This window comes from Loktanella sp. M215 (genome assembly GCF_021735925.1).
Taxonomy (GTDB): Bacteria; Pseudomonadota; Alphaproteobacteria; order Rhodobacterales; family Rhodobacteraceae; genus Loktanella.
In genome coordinates this window covers 1,134,052-1,154,176 of record NZ_WMEA01000001.1, presented here as the reverse complement: position 1 = coordinate 1,154,176, position 20,125 = coordinate 1,134,052, and the positions used below count along the sequence as shown (strand labels likewise).

The window sequence follows — 20,125 nt, the reverse complement described above, 5'->3', positions numbered from 1 at the left end:
GGCTTTCATTGCGGCAGGTCCAGCAGCATCAGGTCGGCCACGACCATGTCACCCAGAATGACCATCAGGCGACCGATGGCGTCGGTGGCCGCCGCTTGCGTGGCGACCGTCGATCCGGTGGCGGAATAGCTGGTGAAGCCTTCGACCTGCCCCTGCCCGACGGTCGTGCCGTCCGCCGTCGTCAGTTGCCACCCGGCGGCGCCCACGACGTTGTAGCGCAGCGCATCGCCCGCCTGAGAGAAGGCCGCCGCATCCAGCGCCTGATCAAGGCTGATCGTCAGGGTGAACGCAGGCTGCGTGGCGCGGCCCAGACGCTCTTGCAGCCGGCTGCGGATGGCGAAGCCGGGAATCGTGTCCGGTGCGGTGACCGTCACGCTGTCCCGCAGGGCAAAAGTCGCCGCCCCCGGCGCCAGTGCGGGCGTAAAGCCGCAGGCCCCGGTGGCCAGCAGCGCCACGAGAGCGCCGCGACGGGTGATCGCCCTAGACGACAATGTTCACGATCCGGCCGGGCACGACGATGATCTTCTTCGGCGTGGCCCCATCGAGGTTGCGCTGCACGACGTCCTGCGCCAGCACCAGTTTTTCCACGGTCGCGACGTCAGCGTCGGCGGCGACGGTGATTTCCGACTTGCGCTTGCCGTTGATCTGGATCGGCAGGGTGACTTCGGCATCGACCAGCATCGCCTCGTCCGCCTGTGGCCAGGGGGCGTTCAGGATCAGGCCGTCGTTGCCCAGCATCGCCCAGATCTCCTCTGACAGATGCGGGGTCATGGGGGCCATGAGCTGTGCGAGCGTGCATGTCGCCTGACGCCGTGCGGGCGTGCTGGCGGTGCTGCGCGAGAGGGTGTTGGTGAAGGCGTAGAGCCGGGCGATTGCTGCGTTGAAGCCGAAGGATTCGATCCCCAGCGTCACGTCGCGGATCGCGCGGTGCATGTCCTTGAGCAGGGCCTGATCCTGGGTGGCGTCCCCTGCGGCATCGCCGGTCGCCACGTCGTTGGCGATGCGCCAGACGCGGCCAAGGTGCTTGTAGGTCGCCTCTGCCCCGGCGGCGGTCCATTCCACGTCCCGCTCTGGCGGGCTGTCCGACAGGACGAACCAGCGGGCGGTGTCGGCGCCGTATTGCTTTACGATATTGACGGGGTCGACGACGTTGTTCTTGGACTTCGACATCTTGGCAGAGGGGATGACCTCGACCTGCGTGCCGTCGGCAAGGAAGGCGCCGCCGTCGCGCAGCGTGACCTCTTCGGGGTAGTGATAGACCGGGCGACCGTCGAGGGGACGTTTCGTCGTGTAGATGGCGTGGGTCACCATGCCTTGGGTGAACAGCGCGTCGAAGGGTTCGGACGCCATGGCGGGCAGGTGGCCGGTCATGTGCATCGCGCGGGCGAAGAAGCGGGAATAGAGCAGGTGCAGAATCGCGTGTTCGATCCCACCGATGTATTGATCGACGTTCATCCAGTAGGCGGCATCATCGTGGACTGTCGGCGTATCCGCGCGGGGTGCGGTGAAACGTGCGTAATACCATGACGAATCGACGAATGTGTCCATCGTGTCGGTTTCGCGCCGCGCCTTGGCGCCGCACTTCGGGCAGGTGCAGTCGCGCCATGTCGGGTGGCGGTCCAGCGGATTGCCGGGGACGTCGAAGGTGACGTCGTAGGGCAGCTCGACCGGCAGGTTCGCCTTGTCTTCCGGCACCACGCCGCAGGTGTCGCAGTGAATGATCGGAATCGGGCAGCCCCAGTAGCGCTGGCGCGACAGGCCCCAGTCGCGCAGGCGGAATTTCGTCACACCATGGCCGACGCCGTTCGCCTCGCAGAAGGCGATGGCGGCATCGACGGCCTGCGCACCGGTTTGCACATCTTCGCCCGAGAAACCGCGGACGTAAGTGACGGCGTCGGTCTTCTGCGGCACGTAAGCTTCGGTCAGGGCGTCGTCGGCATCTGCCGAGGGCAGAAAGACGGGGGTGATCGGCAGGTCGTATTTGGTCGCGAATTCGAAATCGCGTTGGTCGTGCGCGGGGCAGCCGAAGATCGCGCCGGTGCCGTAGTCCATCAGGATGAAGTTCGCGATATAGACCGGCAGTTCCCATGACGTATCAAAAGGATGCCGCACGCGCAGGCCGGTGTCGTAGCCACGCTTTTCGGCCTTCTCAAGCGCCTCTTCAGTCGTGCCGCCCTTGCGGACGTCGGCACAGAAGGCGGCAAGGTCGGGGTCATCACGTTCCAGCTGCTTTGCGAGGGGGTGGTCCGGCGAGATGCCGACGAAGGACGCCCCCATCAGGGTGTCGGGTCGTGTGGTATAGACCTCGATCCGGTCAAAGCCGTCGGGACCGTCGATCAGGCCGAGGGCGAACTGCAAGCCGCGCGACTTGCCGATCCAGTTGGACTGCATCAGCTTGACCTTGGCGGGCCAGTCGTCGAGGCCGTCGAGACCTTCGAGCAACTCTTCGGAGTAGTCGGAGATCTTGAAGAACCACTGCGTCAGCTCGCGCCGCTCGACCTCGGCACCGGAGCGCCAGCCCTTGCCGTCCTCGACCTGTTCGTTCGCCAGCACGGTCATGTCGACCGGGTCCCAGTTCACGACGGCCTTCTTGCGGTAGATCAGACCCTTTTCGAGGAAATCCAGAAACAGCGCCTGCTGCTGACCGTAGTATTCCGGATCGCAGGTTGCGAGTTCCCGGGACCAGTCGATCGACAGGCCCAGCGGCTTCATCTGGTCGCGCATGTCCGCGATGTTCTGGTAGGTCCAGTCCTTGGGGTGGCCGCCGCTGGCCATCGCCGCGTTTTCGGCAGGCATCCCGAAGGCGTCCCAGCCCATCGGGTGCAGCACGTTGTGCCCCGTCGACATCTTGTAGCGCGCGATGACGTCGCCCATCGTGTAGTTGCGCACGTGGCCGATGTGGATCCGCCCCGAAGGATACGGAAACATCTCAAGCACGTAATACTTCGGCTTGTCGCCGCTGCGCACGGCCTTGAAGGACTGGGCGTCCGCCCAGGCCGCCTGCCAGCGCGCCTCGATCATCGCGGGGGTATAGGTCGTCATCGTTCGGGGTCTTTCATCAAGCACGACGCCGGACCAAGGCCCGGCGATCGCATCAGGCAAAGAGAAGCAGTGTTACCGGCGACCGCCGGCAATGCGCAACTGACGGGCACGCGACAGGATCGCATCCTCGATCGCGCGCCGGGTATCGGCGCTGACCGGGCCGGAGCGGGTCTGCAAAGCGACATTCAGCGACCGTGCATCCAAGGCCGGGCTGCTGATGTAGACGGTGCCGCGATAGGCGGTCCCGCCGCCGGGCGGCAGTCCGTATCCATAGACGATGACACCGGTAAAGGGATCGACGCTTTCGATGGGCAGGAAGTTCAGGACGTCCAGACTGGCGTTCCAGAGGTACTTGTTGACCTCGAGCCCGGCATTCGCATCGCCGCCGATATTGAAGAAGTCCCAGATCCTGGACGCCGGCACACGGGTGCCGGAACCGCCCTTGCTGACGGGAACCGATTCCTGTGCCGCATTGGGTGTCGCAGGCGTCACACCGGGGGCGCAACCGACCAGCAGCGCCGCTGCACCGACGATGGCGGCCTGTGCGAGGTATCTTAACTTCATCTTTTCCCCCGTTTTCATTTGGCAACACCTAGCTTTTAGCCCCGGTCATGCCAAGCCATTTCTGGACCCGTCCCGCACCGCAGGAATCGAGTCGCAAACTGGCGCCGCATACGGCGAAAGACGCGCCGCGCAACACGCTCCCAGCGGTCGCCGCGGCCACCCTCTCGGATACGTGACCTGACCGGATGAATTGCAGATCATTGATAAGGTTGATGAATATGACACTCAATGGCCCTGACGAAACTGTGACATACCTGCATCATCACTTGGCTCTTTGCCATCGCCCCGGTTCTTGTCGTTGCAATCGATGGGGCTTGGGTGGAAACACACCTCATGCCGAATTCGATTTCCACGAGTTGGGCCCTGACACAGTATCAACGAGGGAAAAAATGAAAAAAATTCTGATGATGTCCGCAGCAGCGATCGTGACCGCTGGCGCCGCATCCGCTGACGTGAACCTGTCCGGTTACGGCCGCTTCGGCCTGACCTACAACGACGGCGTTGCTGCCGGCACTGCCCAGACCCAGATCGACACGCGTTTCCGTCTGAACATCGACGCAACGATGACCTCTGATGTTGGCGTCGAGTTCGGTGGCCGCGTTCGTCTGCAGTACGACGACAACAGCGCGACATCCGTCGTCGGCACGACCACGCCCGTCAACACGAACGGCGTCGTGAACACCGTTTCCGGCACGACCGGCAGCGGCGCTCAGCTGTCCCCCGGCCGACCTGTATGCCAAGTTCGCTGGCCTGCGCGTTGATGTCGGCAACGTCGGCACCGCGTTCGACAACGCTGCTCTGATGTACAACTCGGAAGTCGGCTACATCGGCAACAGTGACGGTGACCCGCTGGGTTCGTTCTACGCCTTCGCAAGCGGCCCCTACGGTGCCGATCAGCGTAACCGCATGGGCGTTGCAGTCTCCTACGCCTTCGGTGCTGGCAACGTCCGCGCATCGATCGTGAACCCGAACCAGCAGCTGGACGGCCTGCCCGGCGGTCAAGACATCGAGTACGGCATCTCCGGTGATTACGGCTTCGGCGCGTTCACCGTGTCCGCTGCTTATGTCACCAATGGCGCTGGCATCACCGACAACGACAACTACTACGTCGGTGCCGAGTACGCGATCAACGATGCTGGCACGGTTGGCCTGCAGTACTTCGACGATGGCGACGAGACCTACAACGTCGCTGGCGACAACGGCGAGCACTACACGCTGTACGGTTCGTATGTCTTCGGCCAGATCACCGCGAAGGCCTATGTGGCTCAGCGTCAGGGCGGCGCCGGCGATGACACCGCTTACGGTATCGGCGCTGACTACGACCTGGGCGGCGCACTGCTGGCCGTGTCGGTCCGCGAAGACTACGACAGCAACACGCTGGCCGACTTCGGCGTGAAGTTCAACTTCTGATCCACGGATCACTTTGTTGAGGAAAGAGCGGGCCTTCGGGTCCGCTCTTTTCTTTTAGCGGGGTCGGACCTACACATCCTGAAACCGTGGAAAGGCCCGCCATGCCCCTGAACGACATCCAGACCCGCGTCGCCGCCGCCGAAAAGCAGGCTGGACGCGCGCCCGGCAGCGTCACGCTGATCGCCGTGTCCAAGGTCCAGCCGCTGGAGCGGGTGCGTGCAGTGCTGGATCAGGGTCAGCGGGTCTTTGGCGAAAACAAGGTGCAGGAGGCGCAGGGCAAATGGCCCGACTTCCGTGCGCAGTATGACGGGATCGCGCTGCACCTGATCGGACCGTTGCAATCCAACAAGGCCCGCGCCGCGATGGAAATTGCCGACGCCATCCATACCCTTGACCGGGCAAAGCTGGTCACGACCTTTGCGCGGCTGGCGCAGGATCTGGGCCGGTGTCCGGAGGTGTTCGTGCAAATCAACACCGGGGCAGAGCCGCAAAAGGCCGGCGTGTTGCCCGACGAGGCCGACGCCCTGATCGCAGATGCGCGGCGGTCGGACCTGCCGCTGGTCGGTCTGATGTGCATTCCGCCAGCGGATGAGGACCCTGTCCCGCATTTCAAGATGCTGGGCGAGATCGCGCAGCGCAACGGGCTGACGGGGCTGTCGATGGGCATGAGCGGCGATTTCGAGGCGGCCATTGCCGCGGGGGCGACGCATATCCGCGTCGGCTCTGCCATCTTCGGCGAGCGGGTTGCCCCGTGATTCCGGATCTGGACGGCGCCTATCGCCCGCCTCAGGATCCGCTGGTCGTGCTGCATGACGATCATCAGGTGGTGCTGGTGGACAAGCCCGCGGGGCTGCTGTCGGTGCCGGGCAAGGGCGAACATCTGACGGACTGCCTGCTGGCGCGTGTGCAAGCCGTCTTTCCGACGGCGCTGCTGGTGCACCGGCTGGACCGCGACACCTCTGGCGTGATGATCTTTGCGCTGACGCCCCATGCCCAGCGCCATCTGGGGCTGCAGTTCGAAAAGCGTTATACCAAGAAGACCTACGTCGCACGGGTCTGGGGCAAAGTCGCGGAGGCCACGGGCACCGTCGATCTGCCGCTGATCGTGGACTGGCCGAACCGGCCGCGCCAGATGGTCGATCACGAGAATGGCCGGTCTGCGGTGACGGACTGGCGGCGGCTGAAGCGGTCGCCCGACGAGACGCGGATGCGCCTGATGCCGCGCACCGGCCGGTCGCACCAGTTACGCGTCCACATGCTGGCGCTGGGGCATCCGATCCTAGGCGATCCGTTCTATGCGACGGGCGCGGCGCAGGATTTCGAGCGGATGATGCTGCATTCGGAATCGTTGCAGTTCCGGCACCCCGATGGCGGGGCACCGACCAAGATCACCGCAAAGGCGCCGTTCTAGGGCGCCTTTGCGTGACTGGACCTAGTCGTTCGACCAGCCGCTGATGGCCTTGGATTCGAGGAACTCCTCGATCCCACAGACGCCACCCTCGCGCGCACGGCCCGACATCTTCATGCCGCCAAAGGGGCTGCCGGCACCGCGGCTGGTACCGTTCATCTCGATCATGCCGGCCTTCAGGGCCAATGCCATGCGGTTGCGGCGGGCGCCGTCGCCGGACTGGACGTAGTTCGCCAGACCGTAGGGCGTGTCGTTGGCGATGCGCACGGCGTCGGCCTCATCCTCGAACGGGATGATCGACAGCACCGGGCCGAAGATTTCCTGCTGGGCGATGGCCATGTCGTTGTTGACATCGGCAAAGACCGTGGGCCGGACGTAATAGCCGCGGTTCACGCCTTCGGGCAGGCCCGGGCCGCCGGCGACGAGGCGCGCGCCCTCTTTGATGCCCGTCTCGATCATGCCCTGGATCTTGTTCCATTGGGACTTGTTCACGACGGGGCCGATGTGGCGGCCTTCTTCGGTCGTGGGGCCGACGGTGATGGCGCTTGCGACCTCTGCCGCCTGTGCCACGGTCTGGTCGTAGATCGATCGTTCGACCAGCATCCGGGTCGGTGCGTTGCAGGACTGCCCGGTGTTCTGCATGCAGTGCAGCACGCCGCGCTTGACCGCCTTTTCATCCGCATCGGCAAAGATGACGTTCGCACCCTTGCCGCCCAGTTCCAGCGTCACGCGCTTCAGCGTCTCGGCTGCCGTTTTCGAAATCGCGATGCCGGCACGCGTCGAGCCTGTGAAGGAGATCATGGCGATGTCCGGATGCGCCGACAACTGCGTGCCGACCCCCTGCCCGTCCCCGTTCACGAGGTTGAAGACACCCGCCGGAATGCCGGCGTCATGGATGAATTCGGCGAAGAGGAGCGAGGACAGCGGTGCCTCCTCACTTGGTTTCATCACGATGGTACAGCCGGCCAGCAGGGCCGGGATCACCTTGAGCGTGACCTGGTTCATCGGCCAGTTCCACGGCGTGATCAGGCCAACGACGCCGATCGGTTCCAGCGCGATCCGGTCATTTGGGGCGTGATCGCCAAGCGGTTTGATCCATTCGATCTGGTCGACGGCGTCGAGGAAGTTCTGCAGGTGCCACGGCAGGCAGGTCGCCTGGCTTTCGCGGGCGAGCTTGATCGGTGCGCCCATCTCGGCACGGATTGCCTCGGCCATCTCGTCTTCGCGCTTGCGGTACTGGTCGAGGATCCCGGCGCAGTATTCGGCGCGCTTCTGCGGGGTCAGGGCGGCCCAGGCGGGAAACGCGGCCTTGGCAGCGGCGACAGCGCGGTCGGTGTCGGCCCGATCGCCCAGAGAGATCACGGCGCAGGCTTCTTCGGTCGCGGGGTCGATCACCTCGCAATCGCGGGATGCGGCGGGGGCGACCCAGGCGCCGTCGATGTAAAAGTCGCGTTTCTCGATCATGATCGTCTCCTTGGGCGAATGTGAGGCGCAGAGTGACAGCGCGGTGCGGGTTTCACAAGCATTGGCGCGCGGCATCAAAATGCCTATGTAAATGGCAACGATCACAAAGATAGGAGCGACCGACATGGCCCTGCGCATCAATGACGAAGTCCCGAACCTGACGATCCAGACGGATCAGGGCGAGATCAAGCTGCACGACTGGATCGGCGACAAATGGGCGATCATCTTCTCGCATCCCAAGGATTTCACGCCGGTCTGCACGACAGAATTCGGGGCCGTGGCGCAGCTGGCCGATGAGTGGGACAAGCGCGGCACGAAGGTGCTGGGCGTGTCCGTGGACGGCGTGGAAGAGCATAAGAAATGGAAGGTCGACATCGAAAAGGCCGGTGGCGCCAAGCCCGGTTTCCCGATTGCCGCCGATCAGGATCTGGCGATTTCCAAGGCCTTCGACATGCTGCCGGCAGAGGCCTATCTGCCCGATGGCCGCACACCGAACGATACCGCCACGGTACGGGCCGTCTTCATCATCGGGCCGGACAAGAAGCTGAAGCTGTCGATGGTCTATCCGATGAACGTCGGCCGCAACTTTGCCGAGGTGCTGCGTGCGCTGGACGGGTTGCAGACGGCTGCGGGACGCGGTGTTGCGACACCTGCCAACTGGAACGTCGGCGACGACGTGGTGATCCCGACCTCCGTCTCTGACGCCGATGCGAAAGAGAAGTTCGGCGACTTCAAGACCGTCCTGCCCTATCTGCGCATGACCAAGCTGAAGTGACGGCAGAGGCGACACAGGGCACCGTCACCCGGCGCTGGCTGAAGCTCGACACCGGCGTCCTGCGGCATTTCGATGCCGCATTGGGGGATGCCGGTGTGATCGTCGAGACGGGCACCGCCGCGATCCTGCGCGATCTGGCGCAGCGGCGGGGCTTGTCCGGCGCGGTGCGCGCGGTTGCGGTTGCGCTGCGGCAACCGGCGCATGATCTGGTCGCGGGAAACGTGACGCGCAAGCGGTTGCGTGTGCCCGCCGTGTTCGGCTGGCGCGGCGTGCGCGGCATCTATGGCTGGACCAAGGCGGTGCAAGCGCGGTTGCTGGAGGTCCGGTTGACCGCCCAGTTGACGGACGATCCCGATCTGGCGGCGCTGATCTATAACGGATCGAATTTCCCTGAATCGGTGCTGGCGCAGGTTGCAACGGATCTGGGACGGACCAAGCTGATCGTCGAGGGCGGATTCTTTCCCGATTCGATCCAGATCGACCCGCGCGGGGTGAATGCGGCCAACAGCGTGCCGCGCGATCCTGCGTTCTATCTGGACACGGCGGAGGATTTCGCCGCCGCTGGTTTACCCGCGCTGACCAAGACACGGGTTGTGAAGGCAGGCGGTGCGGCAGAGGTCGTATTGCCGAATAATTACATCTTCTTGGCGTTTCAGGTGCCGTCGGACATGCAGGTGACGCGGCACAGCCCGTGGATCACGGACATGGCGGCCTTCTATGCCGAGGTGCAGGCCGCCGCGGACCGCAATCCGGGCCTGACCTTTGTCATCAAGGAGCATCCCAGCTTTCCGTTGTCGGTGCAGGGAACGCAGCCGTCGCATCCGCGGGTGATCTTTGCCAATGGCAACGTCACGCGCGACCTGATCGAAGGCGCTGCGGGCGTGGTTACGCTGAATTCAACGGTCGGGCTGGAGGCGGTGTTTCTGGAAAGGCCCGCCATCATTCTGGGCGACGCCTGCTATGACATCCCGGGCCTTGTCCGGCGTGCCCGCGACCGGGCAGAGCTGGATGCAGCGCTGGCGGATTTGCCCGGTGCCATTCCGGACCCCGTGTTGCGACGGCAGGTGCTGGGGTGGCTGTGGAATCGCTATCTAGTGCATGGCAGTTACGCGTCACCGCCACAGGATCTGGCCGTGGTGCTGGAATGCCAGTTACGGCTGCTGGAGACACCCGGTCCGCGCGTCGCTGGCGCGCAGACCGGGACAGTCTAGAACAGGTAGACCTTGGTGCCGACCGGAACCATGTCGTAGAGCTCTGTCACATGTTCATTGGTCAGGCGCACGCAGCCGGAGGAAAACCCGGTGCCGATGGTTTCCGGCTGGGGCGTGCCGTGAATGCGGTAATAGGTGTCGACGTTTCCGGAATAGAGATACAGCGCCCGCGCGCCCAGCGCGTTGCGGGGATCGCCGCCCGGCAGACCCTTGGCGTAGGGACCATAGATTTCCGGTTCTAGCCGGACCATTTCCGGCGTGGGAATCCAGCTGGGCCATTCACGCTTGCGGCGCACGGTCAGCACGCCGGTATAGTTCCGGTCCTCGGCCCCCAGGGCGATGCCGTAGCGGCGGGCACGGCCGTTGCCCAGCGTCCAGTAGAGGTAGAAATCCTTCTTGATCACATGAATCTCGCCGGCGGCAAGGTCGGGGTTCACATCGACCTCTTGCGGCAGAAAGCGTTCTGGCATGCCGCCCTTGGGCTTTCCGAAAAGACGCGACAACGGGTTCGCGGCGGCGGGACCCGCAAATGCGGTTGCCAGGGCACCAAATGCCACGGCGCGACGATTCAACATGGAAGTGCCTCACTGCTATTGCCCGTAAGTCGGGCTATTGGACTCGGGCATAGCAGATGAGACGGATACAATTATGACAATAATCCTGTATTGCCGCGTTTTTGGGCCGTAGTGGGACACTCGGGTGACAGCTGTGGCAGAACGCCTCAGCCTTTCACGCTGCGCGCCTTGATCATGGCGACGCCGCTTTCGCCCAAGGGCACAACGGCAAAGGGGCCGCCGTGGCACATGTCCTCTGGGTTTTGCGGGTCCATGGGGGCGGCTTGCGCCAGAATGCGGGTCGCGTGGGTTTCCGCGTTGTCCTGCGGGCGATACCCCAGAAAGGACGCGCGGCTGTTGTCGACCGGCACCCGGTCGTTGTCGGAGACACCCCAGACGACGGTGAAACCGACTGTCGGCGCCTCGATCGACGCCTTCACCATGCGAATCAGATCGGGGTGAGAGAGCCATGTGCCCAGCGCGCGGGCGTTGTTCGGCTTTTCCTCGCAGGAATAGATCCGCATGCAGACGCTTTCGACACCGCGCTTGTCCCAGTAAAGGCTCGCCAGATCTTCGGCAAAGCACTTGGCGAGACCGTAGTAGGTGTCGGGCCGGTGGCGGGCGGCGGTGTCGATGAAATCGGTCTTGGGGTGCATCCCAACCGCGTGGATCGAGGAGGCATAGACGACGCGGCGGACCTTGTGGCGAAAGGCGGCCTCCCACACGGTATAGGCGCCGACGATGTTGGACTGCAGGATGTCGTCCCACGGCGCCTCGTCCCCGATGGCGCCGAAGTGGACGACCATGTCTGCGCCGTCCATCACGCCCATGACCTGATCGAGGCTGGAGAGGTCGGCCTTCGTATAGGTCTCGTTCGGAGAGAGGTCTGCCACGCTGTCGGCTATGTCGGTCGTGACCAGTTCGCGGCACATCTCGGCCAGGGGCTTGCGCAGCACGCCGCCCAGCTTGCCGGCGGCTCCGGTCAGCACGATCTTGTTCAGCATGAGGGTGGTCCTTTTCAGATGATGGCTTTTTCGACGATGGGTCGGTTCGCAGCGATCCGGGCGTAGCCTAGGGCGGTCAGGTCCAGCGTGCGGTAGGCGCCGTGGGTGATCCATTCCGCCATGCCGCGCCCCAAGGCGGGCGACTGCTGCAGCCCGTGACCCGAGAAGCCGTTAACGAAGATGAAATTGGCGACCTGCGGGTGCGGACCGACCACGGCGTTCTGGTCGAGGGTATTGTAAGCATAGTGCCCGACCCAGCTGTTGATGACCTTCACACGCTCGAACGCGGGGATGCGGGTGGCGATGGCGGGCCAGACCTTGTCCTCCCACAGGGTGTGGTCGAAGGCAAAGTCGGTGGGATCGACGGGGTGGTCATCCTCTGGCGGGCAGCCGGCCATGTAGTAGGTGCCGTCGGTGCGGACATGGACGCCGGAGGGGTCGATGGTTAGCGGCAGATCGCGGTCCAGCGGTGTTTCAGCCTGAAAGACGAAGGTGTAGCGCTTGCGCGGTTCGACCGGCAGGGTCAGCCCGGCCATCGCGGCCGTCAGCGCGCCGCGCGGGCCGGAGGCGTTGACGACCCAGTTGCAGGCGACTTCTGTGCCGGATTTCAGTTGCACCGCCGTCACGCGGTCGCCGGTGCGGGTCATGCCGGTGACCTCGGCGGTGACGAAGGTCACGCCTGCCCGCTTTGCCCCGCGTTTCCACCAGTCGAACAACGTGCCGCCGTCGAAGTAGCCTTCGTTCACCGTGTTGTGGTTGCCGGCGATGATGTCGTCGAGCGCGTAGAACGGATAGGCCGCGGCGATCTGGTCGCGCGTCATATGACGCGTGCCCGCGCCAAGGCTGGCCTGCACCCGCTGGCTGGCCTGCAGGGCGGTGGCAAAGGCAGGGGTGTCGGCCAGATACATGTAGCCGAAGCTGTGCAGGCGCAGGGCGGGTGCATCCTCCATCCCGCTGCGGGCGCGGAAATTCAGGATATACTCGGCCCCGTATTGCGAGATCTGCACATTCAGGGGTTCGGAAAACTGCTGCCGGATGCAGGAGTTGGTGTGGGAGGTCGAGGCGAATTGATACGTCGGATCGCGTTCGACCACGAGGATTGTGCCGTCGAAATCGGGATCCGTCGCGAGATGGAACGCGACAGAGGCGCCATAGATGGCACCGCCCACGATCACGACATCATAGGCGGCGTTCATTCGGTCAGCGCCACGCCCGCGTCGCGCATCCCCGCAATGGCCGCGTCGAGTGACCCGTCGGCGTCGATGGCGCGTGACAGGTCCGTGCGGACGGTCACGTCAAAGCCCAGCCGGGCCGCGTCGTTGGCCGAATAATGCACGCAGAAATCAAGGGCGAGGCCCACCATCGTCAGCCGTTCGATCCCGCGGGTGCGCAGGTAGCCTTCCAGCCCGGTCGGGGTCTTGTGGTCGTTTTCGAAGAAGGCAGAGTAGCTGTCGATCGCGGGGTTATAGCCCTTGCGGATGATCAGGTCGCCGTCGGTACGCAGATGGCCGTGGAATTCCGACCCGAAGGTGCCTTGAATGCAGTGGTCCGGCCACAGGACCTGCGGACCGTAGGGCATGTCGATGACCGTCATGGGGTTGGCGCCGGGATGGCTGGACGCAAAGGACGAATGCCCGCGCGGGTGCCAGTCCTGCGTCAGGATCACGGTGCGGAAATCATCCATCAGGGTATTGATGCCCATGACGATGTCGTTGCCGCCGTCGACGGCCAGCGTGCCCCCGGGGCAGAAATCGTTCTGCATGTCGATGACGATCAGGGCATGGGTCAGGGGCTGCATGACGGACCTTTCAACGTGGGCACGCCAAGGGGTAGAACCCCAGCCGGACCGGGTCAACGCCCGACAGGTTGAACGCAAGCCGCGCTTGGGCTAAAGGCGGCGGTTCGCACGCAAAGGACGCATCATGGCCACGCTCGGCATCGATTTCGGCACATCCAATACCGCCGCTGCCGTCATGGCCGGCGACACCGTGTTTCGCATCCCCGTGGAGCCGGGGCGCGAGACGCTGCCGACGTCCGTGTTCTTCGATATCGACCGCAAGCGGACCCTGATCGGCAGTGCGGCGAACGCAGCACTGATCGACGGGCGCGAGGGGCGGTTCATGCGCGCGCTGAAGTCGGTGCTGGGCACGCCCCTGATGCGCGAACAGCGCCAGATCGGGTACGAAAAGATGACCCTGCTGGAGGTCGTGGCGCGGTTCCTGTCCACCGTGCGCGAACGGGCCTATGACGCGACCCGGCTGGAGTTCGACACCGCGCTGTCGGGCCGTCCCGTCCGGTTCCACCCCGATCCCGCGCGCCACGCGCAGGCGCAGGTCGATCTGGCCGAGGCGTATCAGATCGCCGGGTTCAAACGTGTCAGCTTTCTGCCGGAACCAGAGGCCGCGGCCCTGACCGCCGGCCCGCTGGAGCAGGGACAACTGGGGCTGGTCGTGGATATCGGCGGCGGCACGTCGGATTTCACGCTTTACCGGCAGGATGCGGATGCGATCCATGTGCTGAACAGCCACGGCGTACGGATCGGCGGGACGGATTTCGACCGATTGCTGTCGCTGGCCCATGTCATGCCCTTGCTGGGGCGCGGCGGCGCCGTGCGCAATGCCTTCGGCGACGGCACCACGACGGCACCCAACGCGATCTTCAACGACCTTGCGACGTGGGAGAAGATCGCGTTCCTCTACACCGCCGAAACGCGGCGTCTGGTGGCCGATCTGGCAAAGATGGGGGTGGATCAGCAGGCCTTCGGTCGGCTGGACGAAGTGATCGAGATGGAACTGGGCCACGATATCGCCTTTGCGGTCGAGGCGGGCAAGATTGCCGCCAACGACACGCCGCGTGGGCTGATCGACCTTGGCACGCTGGACCGGGGGCTGAGCGTGCCGCTGAGCGCGCAGGCGCTGGGCAACACGCTGTCCGACCTGACCGCCGACATCAAGGAAGCCGCGTGGGAGACGCTTGGCGACACCGCGCCGCGCGAGGTGACCGCCGTGGTCTTTGTCGGCGGGTCGAGCCTGATGGGGACGGTGACGCAGGCCATGGCAGAGCTCTTTCCGCAGGCACGGCAGGTGCGGGCGCAGGCCTTTACCGCCGTCAGCGACGGGCTTGCCATGGCGGCTGCCCGCCTGACTTGAAGGCCGCCGCGGGCAGGCGTATGGCAGATCCCATGTTCACCGTCGCCGCCCTGTATCACTTCACCCGGTTTCCCGATCCGGCCGCCCTGCGCCAGCCCTTGCTGGACCTGTGTGCGGAACAGGGCATCAGTGGCACCCTGCTGCTGGCCGGTGAAGGCGTGAACGGCACGATTGCCGGCAGCCGCGCGGGCATCGACGCCGTGCTGGCGCATCTGCGCGCCCTGCCCGGCTGTGCGAATCTGGTCCACAAGGAAAGCCATGCGGCGCAGCAGCCGTTCAACCGCATGAAGGTGCGGCTGAAGCGCGAGATCGTGACGATGGGCCAGCCCGACGTGGACCCGTTGCAGGGCACCGGCCATTACGTCGCCCCCGCCGACTGGAACGCGCTGATCACCGCCCCCGATGTGGCCGTCATCGACACGCGCAACGATTACGAGGTCGCGATCGGCACCTTCGACGGTGCCGTCGATCCGCAGACCCGCAGTTTCGGCGAGTTTCCTGCGTGGTGGGAGGCGAACAAGCATCGCTTTCACAACAAGCGGATCGCGATGTTCTGCACCGGCGGCATCCGCTGCGAGAAATCCACGAATTACCTGCGCGGCCAAGGGGTCGAGGATGTCTATCACCTGCAGGGCGGCATCCTGAAGTACCTTGAAGAGGTGCCGCAGGACGACAGCACGTGGCAGGGCGAATGTTTCGTCTTCGACGGGCGGGTCAGTGTCGGGCACGGTCTGGCCGAGGGTCCGCATATCCTGTGCCACGCCTGCCGCCGCCCCCTGCTGCCCACCGACCGCGATCACCCGCAGTTCGAGGACGGCGTCGCCTGCCACCAGTGCGCGGATGACACGACAGAGGCCGACAAGGCCCGGTTCCGCGAACGGCAGCGGCAGGTCGCGCTGGCCCGCGCGCGTGGCGAACGCCACATCGGATCCCTGTGAGGCAGATCCGGCGGCATCAGGATACCGGCCTTGCGCTGACGATCGGGGTGCTGTCGGGGCTGCTGGGCTACTGGTTGCGGATGCCGTTGCCGTGGATGCTGGGTCCGATGATCGGCACCACCACTGCCGCCATGCTGGGCTGGCCGGTGCGCGGTCCGGACAAGCTGCGGCCCATCGTCATTCCGGTGATCGGCGTGCTGCTGGGGTCCGGCATCACGGCAGAGCTGTTCGGCCAGCTGGGCAGCTGGGTCCTGACCCTGACGCTGCTGCCAATTTTCCTCTGCGTGGCCGCCGGGTTTTCCTATGTCGTCTATCGCAAGCTGGGCCACTACGACCCGGTGACCGCGTTCTATGCCGCCATGCCGGGTGGCTTGAACGAGATGCTGATCCTTGGCGGTGCCGCCGGTGGCGATGAAAAGAAGATCGCCCTTGCCCATGCGGCGCGGGTGCTTCTGGTGATCTTTCTGGTCGTGCTTTATTTCGGCGTGTTCCTTGGCGTGCGGTCCGGTGCGGGCGGGCGCGGGTTCGTGCCGCTGAACGCGCTGTCGCTGGCGGATTACCTGATCCTTGGGGCCTGCGCCGTGCTGGGCGTGATCGGGGCGCGGCGGCTGAACCTGCCCGCGGCGGCGGTCTTTGGCCCGATGATCCTGTCCGGTGCAGTGCATATCGCGGGCTGGGTCCATGTCGCGCCGCCGTCGGTCATCATCATCACGGCGCAGATCGTGATCGGCACCGTGATCGGTGCGCGTTTCGTCGGTGCCACGCTGAAAGAAATCAGCCGCGACATCGGTATCGCCGCCGTCGCGACATTCGGCATGCTGGCCATTGCCGTCGCCTTTGCCGAAACCGTGGCCCGCGTCATGGGCATGCCGCTGAGTCAGGCTTTCCTTGCGTATTCCCCCGGCGGGCTGACGGAGATGTCGCTGCTGACGCTGACGCTGGGACAGGACATCGCCTATGTCTCGGTCACGCATATCATTCGCATCACGATCGTCATCGCGATCGCGCCGACGGTCTTTCGTCTGATCCAGCGACGCCCCTGAGCGGGTCTGTTGCAGGCTTGCACCGTGCGGTCCGACATCGTGGCGGGCCTGTTCACTCTGCCCGTTAGCGGGCCTACACACAGGCAAACTGCGACAGACTGGATTTTGCCATGTTCGAACGCCTGCTTTCCCTGTTCCAAGCCGAACGCAAGGTCACGGAATTGCCCGAGGCCGATGCACGCCACGCACTGGGTGCGCTGCTGGTGCGTGCCGCGAAGGTCGACCGCGCCTATCTGTTCGAGGAGGTCGAGGAAATCGACAACCTGCTGGCGCATATGTATGGCCTGAACAAGCTGCAGGCGGCCAAGATGCGCGCCCAGTGCGAAAAGCTGGAAGAGGCGATGCCCGACACCGAGACGCTGGCCCGCGTCCTGCACGACGCCATTCCGCTGGCAGAGCGTGAGGCGGCGGTGAAATCGCTGTGGACCGTCGTGCTGGCCGATGGCAGCGAACAACCCGAGGAAGGCGAGTTCCTGCACCAGATCGAGCGGACGCTGGGTGTGTCGCCCAAGCGCGCGATGCATATCCATGCCGCCGCCGCGATGGAGGCGGGCCAACTTTAGGGCCCGCTCTGCAAGGCCCGATCGTTACGGCAACGGCACGCCGTCGATCAGATCCTCGATCAGGACCGAGATCATCTCGGCCCGGTTCGACACGCCGGCCTTGCGATAGATCGCGGCGGACTGCGCCTTGACCGTGCCGGTGGCCGTCTGGCGCAGGGCGGCAATGTCACCGACCGACAGCCCCTTTACCGACATCAGGGCGACGTCGTGTTCTGCCGCGGTCAGCCCCCAGCGGGTGAACTGCTCTTCCATCATCCGCGTAAATGCGCCGGTCGCGGCGTCCAGACGCGCCTCGACCCGGGCGTTGCGGCGCAGCATGCGGCGATATTCGCCCAAGGTGATCACGACGCTGACCAGCAGGCCCAGAACGCCGACACCTTCGACCGCGGTCATGCGATCGCCGCCGTCCATCTCTTTTGCGACGTCGAGCACGAAGAGGATCAGGCACAAGCCCTGCACCGTCGCCGCGCCCAGAAACAAGACGCGGCGCAGGCGGATGCGGGGACTTTCAGTGGGGGTTGGGATCATGCAGATCCTTCTGACCGTGGATCATCGCCGCGACAAGGTTTTCCTTGTGACGCAGGCTGGCCAGCAGAACGCCCGCCAGATGCAGGACGATCAGCACAAGAAGGCCGTTCACCAGCCCCTTGTGCCAGTGTTCGACCCAGTCCTGCCCGAAATAGCGGTCCATGCCCATCATCACGCCGGTCGCACAGATACCCGAGAGCAGCGCAAGCAGTGCCACGATCATCGCGGCCCCTGCGGGGTTATGCCCCAGTGTCCGCGCCTCGCGGCCCCGGACGATCGCGGCCAGATAGCGGATCAGGCGCCCCGGGCCGGGGATGAAATCGGCCCAGCGCGCGTGCCGTGTGCCGATCAGGCCCCAGACCAGCCGGAACGCGATCAACCCGATCACGACGTATCCGATGCGCCGGTGCAGCCAGCGCGGGTCGGTCAGGACCCAGGCCCCGCCGACCGAGGCCACCAGCGACCAGTGGAAAAGACGCACGCCAAGATCCCAGACCTTGACGCGGGTTCGATACGGTTTTGCGGTTCCGGCCATCATGGCGTGCGTCCTTTCAGCAATCAGGCGTCGATGCGGCCCAGCTCTTCGCCCGTGGTGGGGTCGAAGAAGACTTCCATGTTGGTGCCGTTCAGCGAGCCGTAGATCTCGTTGCAATTGCCGTCGTTGATCTTGAACGACCGCACGACGCCGCCTTCGTCCTCGAATGCCTTGATCGCTTCCCAGACAGGGGCGGCGGCGCCTTCGGCGGGTGCGGTGCATTCCGGTTCCGCGAAGGCAGCGGTGGCGGACAGGGTCATCAGGGCGGCGAGTGTTGCGAACTTCATGAGGGTTGGTCCTTTGACTGACCGGGATCGACATGACCCGGCGATGCGGCTGCCTAGCCCTGTGCCGGACTGTCCCACCATTGGCCAAAGGCTTAATCCGCACCCCCTCAACCCGGGCTTATGCGCTTGCCAGCGCCCGCCTGCCTTGGTCTAACCGCTTGAAACGCCCGGAGGACCCCATGGTCGACATCGCAACCCGTGTCTGGAACCACAAATGGAAGATCGACCCGATCGTCCGGTCCCTGATCGACACCGACTTTTACAAGCTGCTGATGTGCCAGTCGGTGTTCCGCAACAAGCGCGACGTGCAGGTCACATTCTCGCTGATCAACCGCACCAAATCCATCCGCCTCGCCGATCTGGTGGACGAGGGCGAGTTGCGCGAACAGCTGGATTACGTCCGGTCCCTGTCGCTGACCCGCGGCGAGTCGACCTGGATGCGCGGCAATACCTTTTACGGCAAGCGGTCGATGTTCACGCCCGACTTCATGGACTGGTTCGAGAAATTGCGCCTGCCGCCCTACCATCTGGAAAAGCGCGACGGGCAGTATGAACTGACGTTTCAAGGGTCCTGGCCAGAGGTCATGCTGTGGGAAATCCCGGCGCTGGCGATCCTGATGGAACTGCGGTCCCGCGCCGTGCTGCGCGACATGGGGCGGTTCGAGCTGCAGGTGCTGTATGCCCGCGCCATGACGAAGGTCTGGGAAAAGGTCGAACGCCTGCGCGCCCATCCGGGGTTGAAGATCGCGGACTTCGGCACCCGGCGCAGGCACAGCTTCCTCTGGCAGGACTGGTGCGTGCAGGCGCTGCAGGAGGGGTTGGGGGATGCCTTCACCGGCACCTCCAACTGCCTGATCGCCAAAAGCCGCGATATGGAGGCGATCGGCACCAACGCCCATGAATTGCCGATGGTCTATGCGGCCTTGGCCGACGGCGACGCGGCCCTGCGGCAATCGCCCTACGACGTGCTGTCGGACTGGCAGGCGGAACACGACGGCAACCTGCGGATCATTCTGCCCGACACCTATGGCACGCCGGGGTTCCTGTCGGGCGCGCCCGACTGGCTGGCGGGCTGGACCGGCGTCCGCATCGACTCGGGTGATCCGGCGGCGGGGGCAGAGGCCGCGATCCGCTGGTGGCAGTCGCACGGAGAGGACCCTTTGACGAAACTGGTGATCTTCTCCGACGGCCTTGACGTGGACAAGATCGTGGAGCTGCACACCCAGTTCGCCGGCCGCGTCCGCGTCAGCTTTGGCTGGGGCACGATGCTGACCAACGATTTTATCGGGTTGGTGGCGGACGACGCCTTGGCGCCGTTCTCGCTGGTCTGCAAAGCCGTCGCGGCCGACGGACGGCCCACGGTGAAGCTGTCGGACAACCCGAACAAGGCGATGGGACCGGTGGACGAGATCGCACGGTATAAGCGCGTGTTCGGGGTGGGGGCGCAGGAGCGGGTTGAGGTGCTGGTGTGAAGTTTGCCGCTGGCATTTCAAGATGTGGAACATCCATCGGTACCGTGAGTTCCATTAAAGAATCATTGAGTAGTTGTCGGTACAGTTTTAGCGTCCACATCTGATCTTAAAATTTGGCTTCACATTTGGTATTTCTATGGCATACTACCACAAAATATTGGGGCAAATACCCGATGAG

22 protein-coding genes are annotated in these 20,125 nt (G+C 64.5%); 11 read left to right on the top strand and 11 right to left on the bottom strand.

The features are described 5' to 3' along the window. Positions 1 to 5: 5 nt before the first annotated feature. From GLR48_RS05565 to GLR48_RS05555, 3 genes are all read right to left on the bottom strand, one after another. Complete coding sequence (locus GLR48_RS05565) at positions 6 to 491, bottom strand: hypothetical protein (protein ID WP_237059473.1); 486 nt, start codon at positions 489 to 491, stop codon at positions 6 to 8. Then, on the bottom strand, positions 481 to 3,042 hold the full coding sequence (gene leuS / locus GLR48_RS05560) for a leucine--tRNA ligase (protein ID WP_237059471.1): 2,562 nt from the start codon (positions 3,040 to 3,042) through the stop codon (positions 481 to 483). Before leuS ends, GLR48_RS05565 begins: the two co-directional genes overlap by 11 nt. 72 nt (positions 3,043 to 3,114) lie before the next feature. Next, positions 3,115 to 3,624, bottom strand: a complete 510-nt coding sequence (locus tag GLR48_RS05555; RefSeq protein WP_237059468.1) for a DUF3576 domain-containing protein — start codon at positions 3,622 to 3,624, stop codon at positions 3,115 to 3,117. Between the two features lie 194 nt (positions 3,625 to 3,818). On the opposite strand from GLR48_RS05555, the gene GLR48_RS25635 reads away from it, so the two are divergent. From GLR48_RS25635 to GLR48_RS05540, 4 genes are all read left to right on the top strand, one after another. Continuing rightward, complete coding sequence (locus tag GLR48_RS25635) at positions 3,819 to 4,367, top strand: porin (protein ID WP_272911374.1); 549 nt, start codon at positions 3,819 to 3,821, stop codon at positions 4,365 to 4,367. Between the two features lie 40 nt (positions 4,368 to 4,407). Then, the gene (locus tag GLR48_RS25630; protein WP_272911373.1) at positions 4,408 to 5,016 is read left to right on the top strand and encodes a porin; all 609 of its coding nucleotides are present in this window, start codon (positions 4,408 to 4,410) and stop codon (positions 5,014 to 5,016) included. 101 nt (positions 5,017 to 5,117) lie between these two features. Continuing rightward, positions 5,118 to 5,771: a YggS family pyridoxal phosphate-dependent enzyme gene (locus GLR48_RS05545; protein WP_237059466.1), complete on the top strand. Its 654-nt coding sequence runs from the start codon at positions 5,118 to 5,120 to the stop codon at positions 5,769 to 5,771. 8 nt (positions 5,772 to 5,779) lie between these two features. Further along, on the top strand, positions 5,780 to 6,427 hold the full coding sequence (locus GLR48_RS05540; protein ID WP_237064388.1) for a pseudouridine synthase: 648 nt from the start codon (positions 5,780 to 5,782) through the stop codon (positions 6,425 to 6,427). Positions 6,428 to 6,448: 21 nt separating this feature from the next. On the opposite strand, the gene GLR48_RS05535 is transcribed toward GLR48_RS05540, so the two are convergent. Beyond that, positions 6,449 to 7,888 (bottom strand): aldehyde dehydrogenase family protein, encoded by a 1,440-nt coding sequence (locus GLR48_RS05535; protein ID WP_237059464.1) that lies wholly within the window; start codon positions 7,886 to 7,888, stop codon positions 6,449 to 6,451. 124 nt (positions 7,889 to 8,012) lie between these two features. On the opposite strand from GLR48_RS05535, the gene GLR48_RS05530 reads away from it, so the two are divergent. Both GLR48_RS05530 and GLR48_RS05525 read left to right on the top strand, forming a co-directional pair. Then, the gene (locus GLR48_RS05530; RefSeq protein ID WP_237064386.1) at positions 8,013 to 8,663 is read left to right on the top strand and encodes a peroxiredoxin; all 651 of its coding nucleotides are present in this window, start codon (positions 8,013 to 8,015) and stop codon (positions 8,661 to 8,663) included. After that, on the top strand, positions 8,660 to 9,874 hold the full coding sequence (locus GLR48_RS05525) for a capsular polysaccharide export protein, LipB/KpsS family (protein WP_237059462.1): 1,215 nt from the start codon (positions 8,660 to 8,662) through the stop codon (positions 9,872 to 9,874). Before GLR48_RS05530 ends, GLR48_RS05525 begins: the two co-directional genes overlap by 4 nt. On the opposite strand, the gene GLR48_RS05520 is transcribed toward GLR48_RS05525, so the two are convergent. From GLR48_RS05520 to pncA, 4 genes are all read right to left on the bottom strand, one after another. Next, positions 9,871 to 10,449, bottom strand: a complete 579-nt coding sequence (locus tag GLR48_RS05520; RefSeq protein ID WP_237059460.1) for a L,D-transpeptidase — start codon at positions 10,447 to 10,449, stop codon at positions 9,871 to 9,873. The genes GLR48_RS05525 and GLR48_RS05520 overlap by 4 nt on opposite strands. 146 nt (positions 10,450 to 10,595) lie before the next feature. Beyond that, a complete protein-coding gene (locus GLR48_RS05515) occupies positions 10,596 to 11,429 on the bottom strand; it encodes an NAD-dependent epimerase/dehydratase family protein (RefSeq protein WP_237064384.1) in 834 nt (277 codons plus the stop codon). 17 nt (positions 11,430 to 11,446) lie between these two features. Continuing rightward, entirely contained in the window at positions 11,447 to 12,628 is a 1,182-nt protein-coding gene (locus GLR48_RS05510; RefSeq protein WP_237059457.1) for an NAD(P)/FAD-dependent oxidoreductase, read from the bottom strand. Further along, positions 12,625 to 13,230 carry a bifunctional nicotinamidase/pyrazinamidase gene (pncA, locus tag GLR48_RS05505; RefSeq protein WP_442915760.1) on the bottom strand — a complete coding sequence of 202 codons (606 nt, stop codon included), beginning with the start codon at positions 13,228 to 13,230 and terminating at the stop codon, positions 12,625 to 12,627. Before pncA ends, GLR48_RS05510 begins: the two co-directional genes overlap by 4 nt. A 124-nt stretch (positions 13,231 to 13,354) precedes the next feature. Between pncA and GLR48_RS05500 the strand changes: the two genes are divergently transcribed. From GLR48_RS05500 to GLR48_RS05485, 4 genes are all read left to right on the top strand, one after another. Further along, positions 13,355 to 14,581 carry an Hsp70 family protein gene (locus GLR48_RS05500; RefSeq protein WP_237059456.1) on the top strand — a complete coding sequence of 409 codons (1,227 nt, stop codon included), beginning with the start codon at positions 13,355 to 13,357 and terminating at the stop codon, positions 14,579 to 14,581. Between the two features lie 32 nt (positions 14,582 to 14,613). Then, entirely contained in the window at positions 14,614 to 15,519 is a 906-nt protein-coding gene (trhO, locus tag GLR48_RS05495) for an oxygen-dependent tRNA uridine(34) hydroxylase TrhO (protein WP_237064380.1), read from the top strand. Continuing rightward, positions 15,516 to 16,562, top strand: a complete 1,047-nt coding sequence (locus GLR48_RS05490; RefSeq protein WP_237059446.1) for an AbrB family transcriptional regulator — start codon at positions 15,516 to 15,518, stop codon at positions 16,560 to 16,562. Before trhO ends, GLR48_RS05490 begins: the two co-directional genes overlap by 4 nt. Positions 16,563 to 16,672: 110 nt before the next feature. Continuing rightward, complete coding sequence (locus GLR48_RS05485; protein ID WP_237059445.1) at positions 16,673 to 17,125, top strand: tellurite resistance TerB family protein; 453 nt, start codon at positions 16,673 to 16,675, stop codon at positions 17,123 to 17,125. A gap of 24 nt (positions 17,126 to 17,149) precedes the next feature. On the opposite strand, the gene GLR48_RS05480 is transcribed toward GLR48_RS05485, so the two are convergent. The 3 genes from GLR48_RS05480 to GLR48_RS05470 are packed head-to-tail and all read right to left on the bottom strand — an operon-like array spanning position 17,150 to position 18,475. Further along, positions 17,150 to 17,653 carry a helix-turn-helix transcriptional regulator gene (locus GLR48_RS05480; RefSeq protein WP_237059443.1) on the bottom strand — a complete coding sequence of 168 codons (504 nt, stop codon included), beginning with the start codon at positions 17,651 to 17,653 and terminating at the stop codon, positions 17,150 to 17,152. Then, the gene (locus GLR48_RS05475; protein ID WP_237059441.1) at positions 17,634 to 18,191 is read right to left on the bottom strand and encodes a cytochrome b/b6 domain-containing protein; all 558 of its coding nucleotides are present in this window, start codon (positions 18,189 to 18,191) and stop codon (positions 17,634 to 17,636) included. Before GLR48_RS05475 ends, GLR48_RS05480 begins: the two co-directional genes overlap by 20 nt. A 20-nt stretch (positions 18,192 to 18,211) precedes the next feature. Beyond that, positions 18,212 to 18,475 carry a PepSY domain-containing protein gene (locus GLR48_RS05470; RefSeq protein WP_237059440.1) on the bottom strand — a complete coding sequence of 88 codons (264 nt, stop codon included), beginning with the start codon at positions 18,473 to 18,475 and terminating at the stop codon, positions 18,212 to 18,214. Between the two features lie 179 nt (positions 18,476 to 18,654). Between GLR48_RS05470 and pncB the strand changes: the two genes are divergently transcribed. Further along, entirely contained in the window at positions 18,655 to 19,947 is a 1,293-nt protein-coding gene (pncB, locus tag GLR48_RS05465; RefSeq protein WP_237059439.1) for a nicotinate phosphoribosyltransferase, read from the top strand. The last annotated feature ends 178 nt before the right edge of the window (positions 19,948 to 20,125 follow it).

Coding starts and splice junctions, on each gene's coding strand:
- leuS (WP_237059471.1), bottom strand. CDS start 3,042: ATGACGACCTATACCCCCGCGATGATCGAGGCGCGCTGGCAGGCGGCC.
- GLR48_RS05555 (WP_237059468.1), bottom strand. CDS start 3,624: ATGAAAACGGGGGAAAAGATGAAGTTAAGATACCTCGCACAGGCCGCC.
- GLR48_RS25635 (WP_272911374.1), top strand. CDS start 3,819: ATGAATATGACACTCAATGGCCCTGACGAAACTGTGACATACCTGCAT.
- GLR48_RS25630 (WP_272911373.1), top strand. CDS start 4,408: ATGTACAACTCGGAAGTCGGCTACATCGGCAACAGTGACGGTGACCCG.
- GLR48_RS05545 (WP_237059466.1), top strand. CDS start 5,118: ATGCCCCTGAACGACATCCAGACCCGCGTCGCCGCCGCCGAAAAGCAG.
- GLR48_RS05535 (WP_237059464.1), bottom strand. CDS start 7,888: ATGATCGAGAAACGCGACTTTTACATCGACGGCGCCTGGGTCGCCCCC.
- GLR48_RS05530 (WP_237064386.1), top strand. CDS start 8,013: ATGGCCCTGCGCATCAATGACGAAGTCCCGAACCTGACGATCCAGACG.
- GLR48_RS05520 (WP_237059460.1), bottom strand. CDS start 10,449: ATGTTGAATCGTCGCGCCGTGGCATTTGGTGCCCTGGCAACCGCATTT.
- GLR48_RS05510 (WP_237059457.1), bottom strand. CDS start 12,628: ATGAACGCCGCCTATGATGTCGTGATCGTGGGCGGTGCCATCTATGGC.
- pncA (WP_442915760.1), bottom strand. CDS start 13,230: ATGCAGCCCCTGACCCATGCCCTGATCGTCATCGACATGCAGAACGAT.
- GLR48_RS05500 (WP_237059456.1), top strand. CDS start 13,355: ATGGCCACGCTCGGCATCGATTTCGGCACATCCAATACCGCCGCTGCC.
- trhO (WP_237064380.1), top strand. CDS start 14,614: ATGTTCACCGTCGCCGCCCTGTATCACTTCACCCGGTTTCCCGATCCG.
- GLR48_RS05485 (WP_237059445.1), top strand. CDS start 16,673: ATGTTCGAACGCCTGCTTTCCCTGTTCCAAGCCGAACGCAAGGTCACG.
- GLR48_RS05480 (WP_237059443.1), bottom strand. CDS start 17,653: ATGATCCCAACCCCCACTGAAAGTCCCCGCATCCGCCTGCGCCGCGTC.
- GLR48_RS05475 (WP_237059441.1), bottom strand. CDS start 18,191: ATGATGGCCGGAACCGCAAAACCGTATCGAACCCGCGTCAAGGTCTGG.
- GLR48_RS05470 (WP_237059440.1), bottom strand. CDS start 18,475: ATGAAGTTCGCAACACTCGCCGCCCTGATGACCCTGTCCGCCACCGCT.
- pncB (WP_237059439.1), top strand. CDS start 18,655: ATGGTCGACATCGCAACCCGTGTCTGGAACCACAAATGGAAGATCGAC.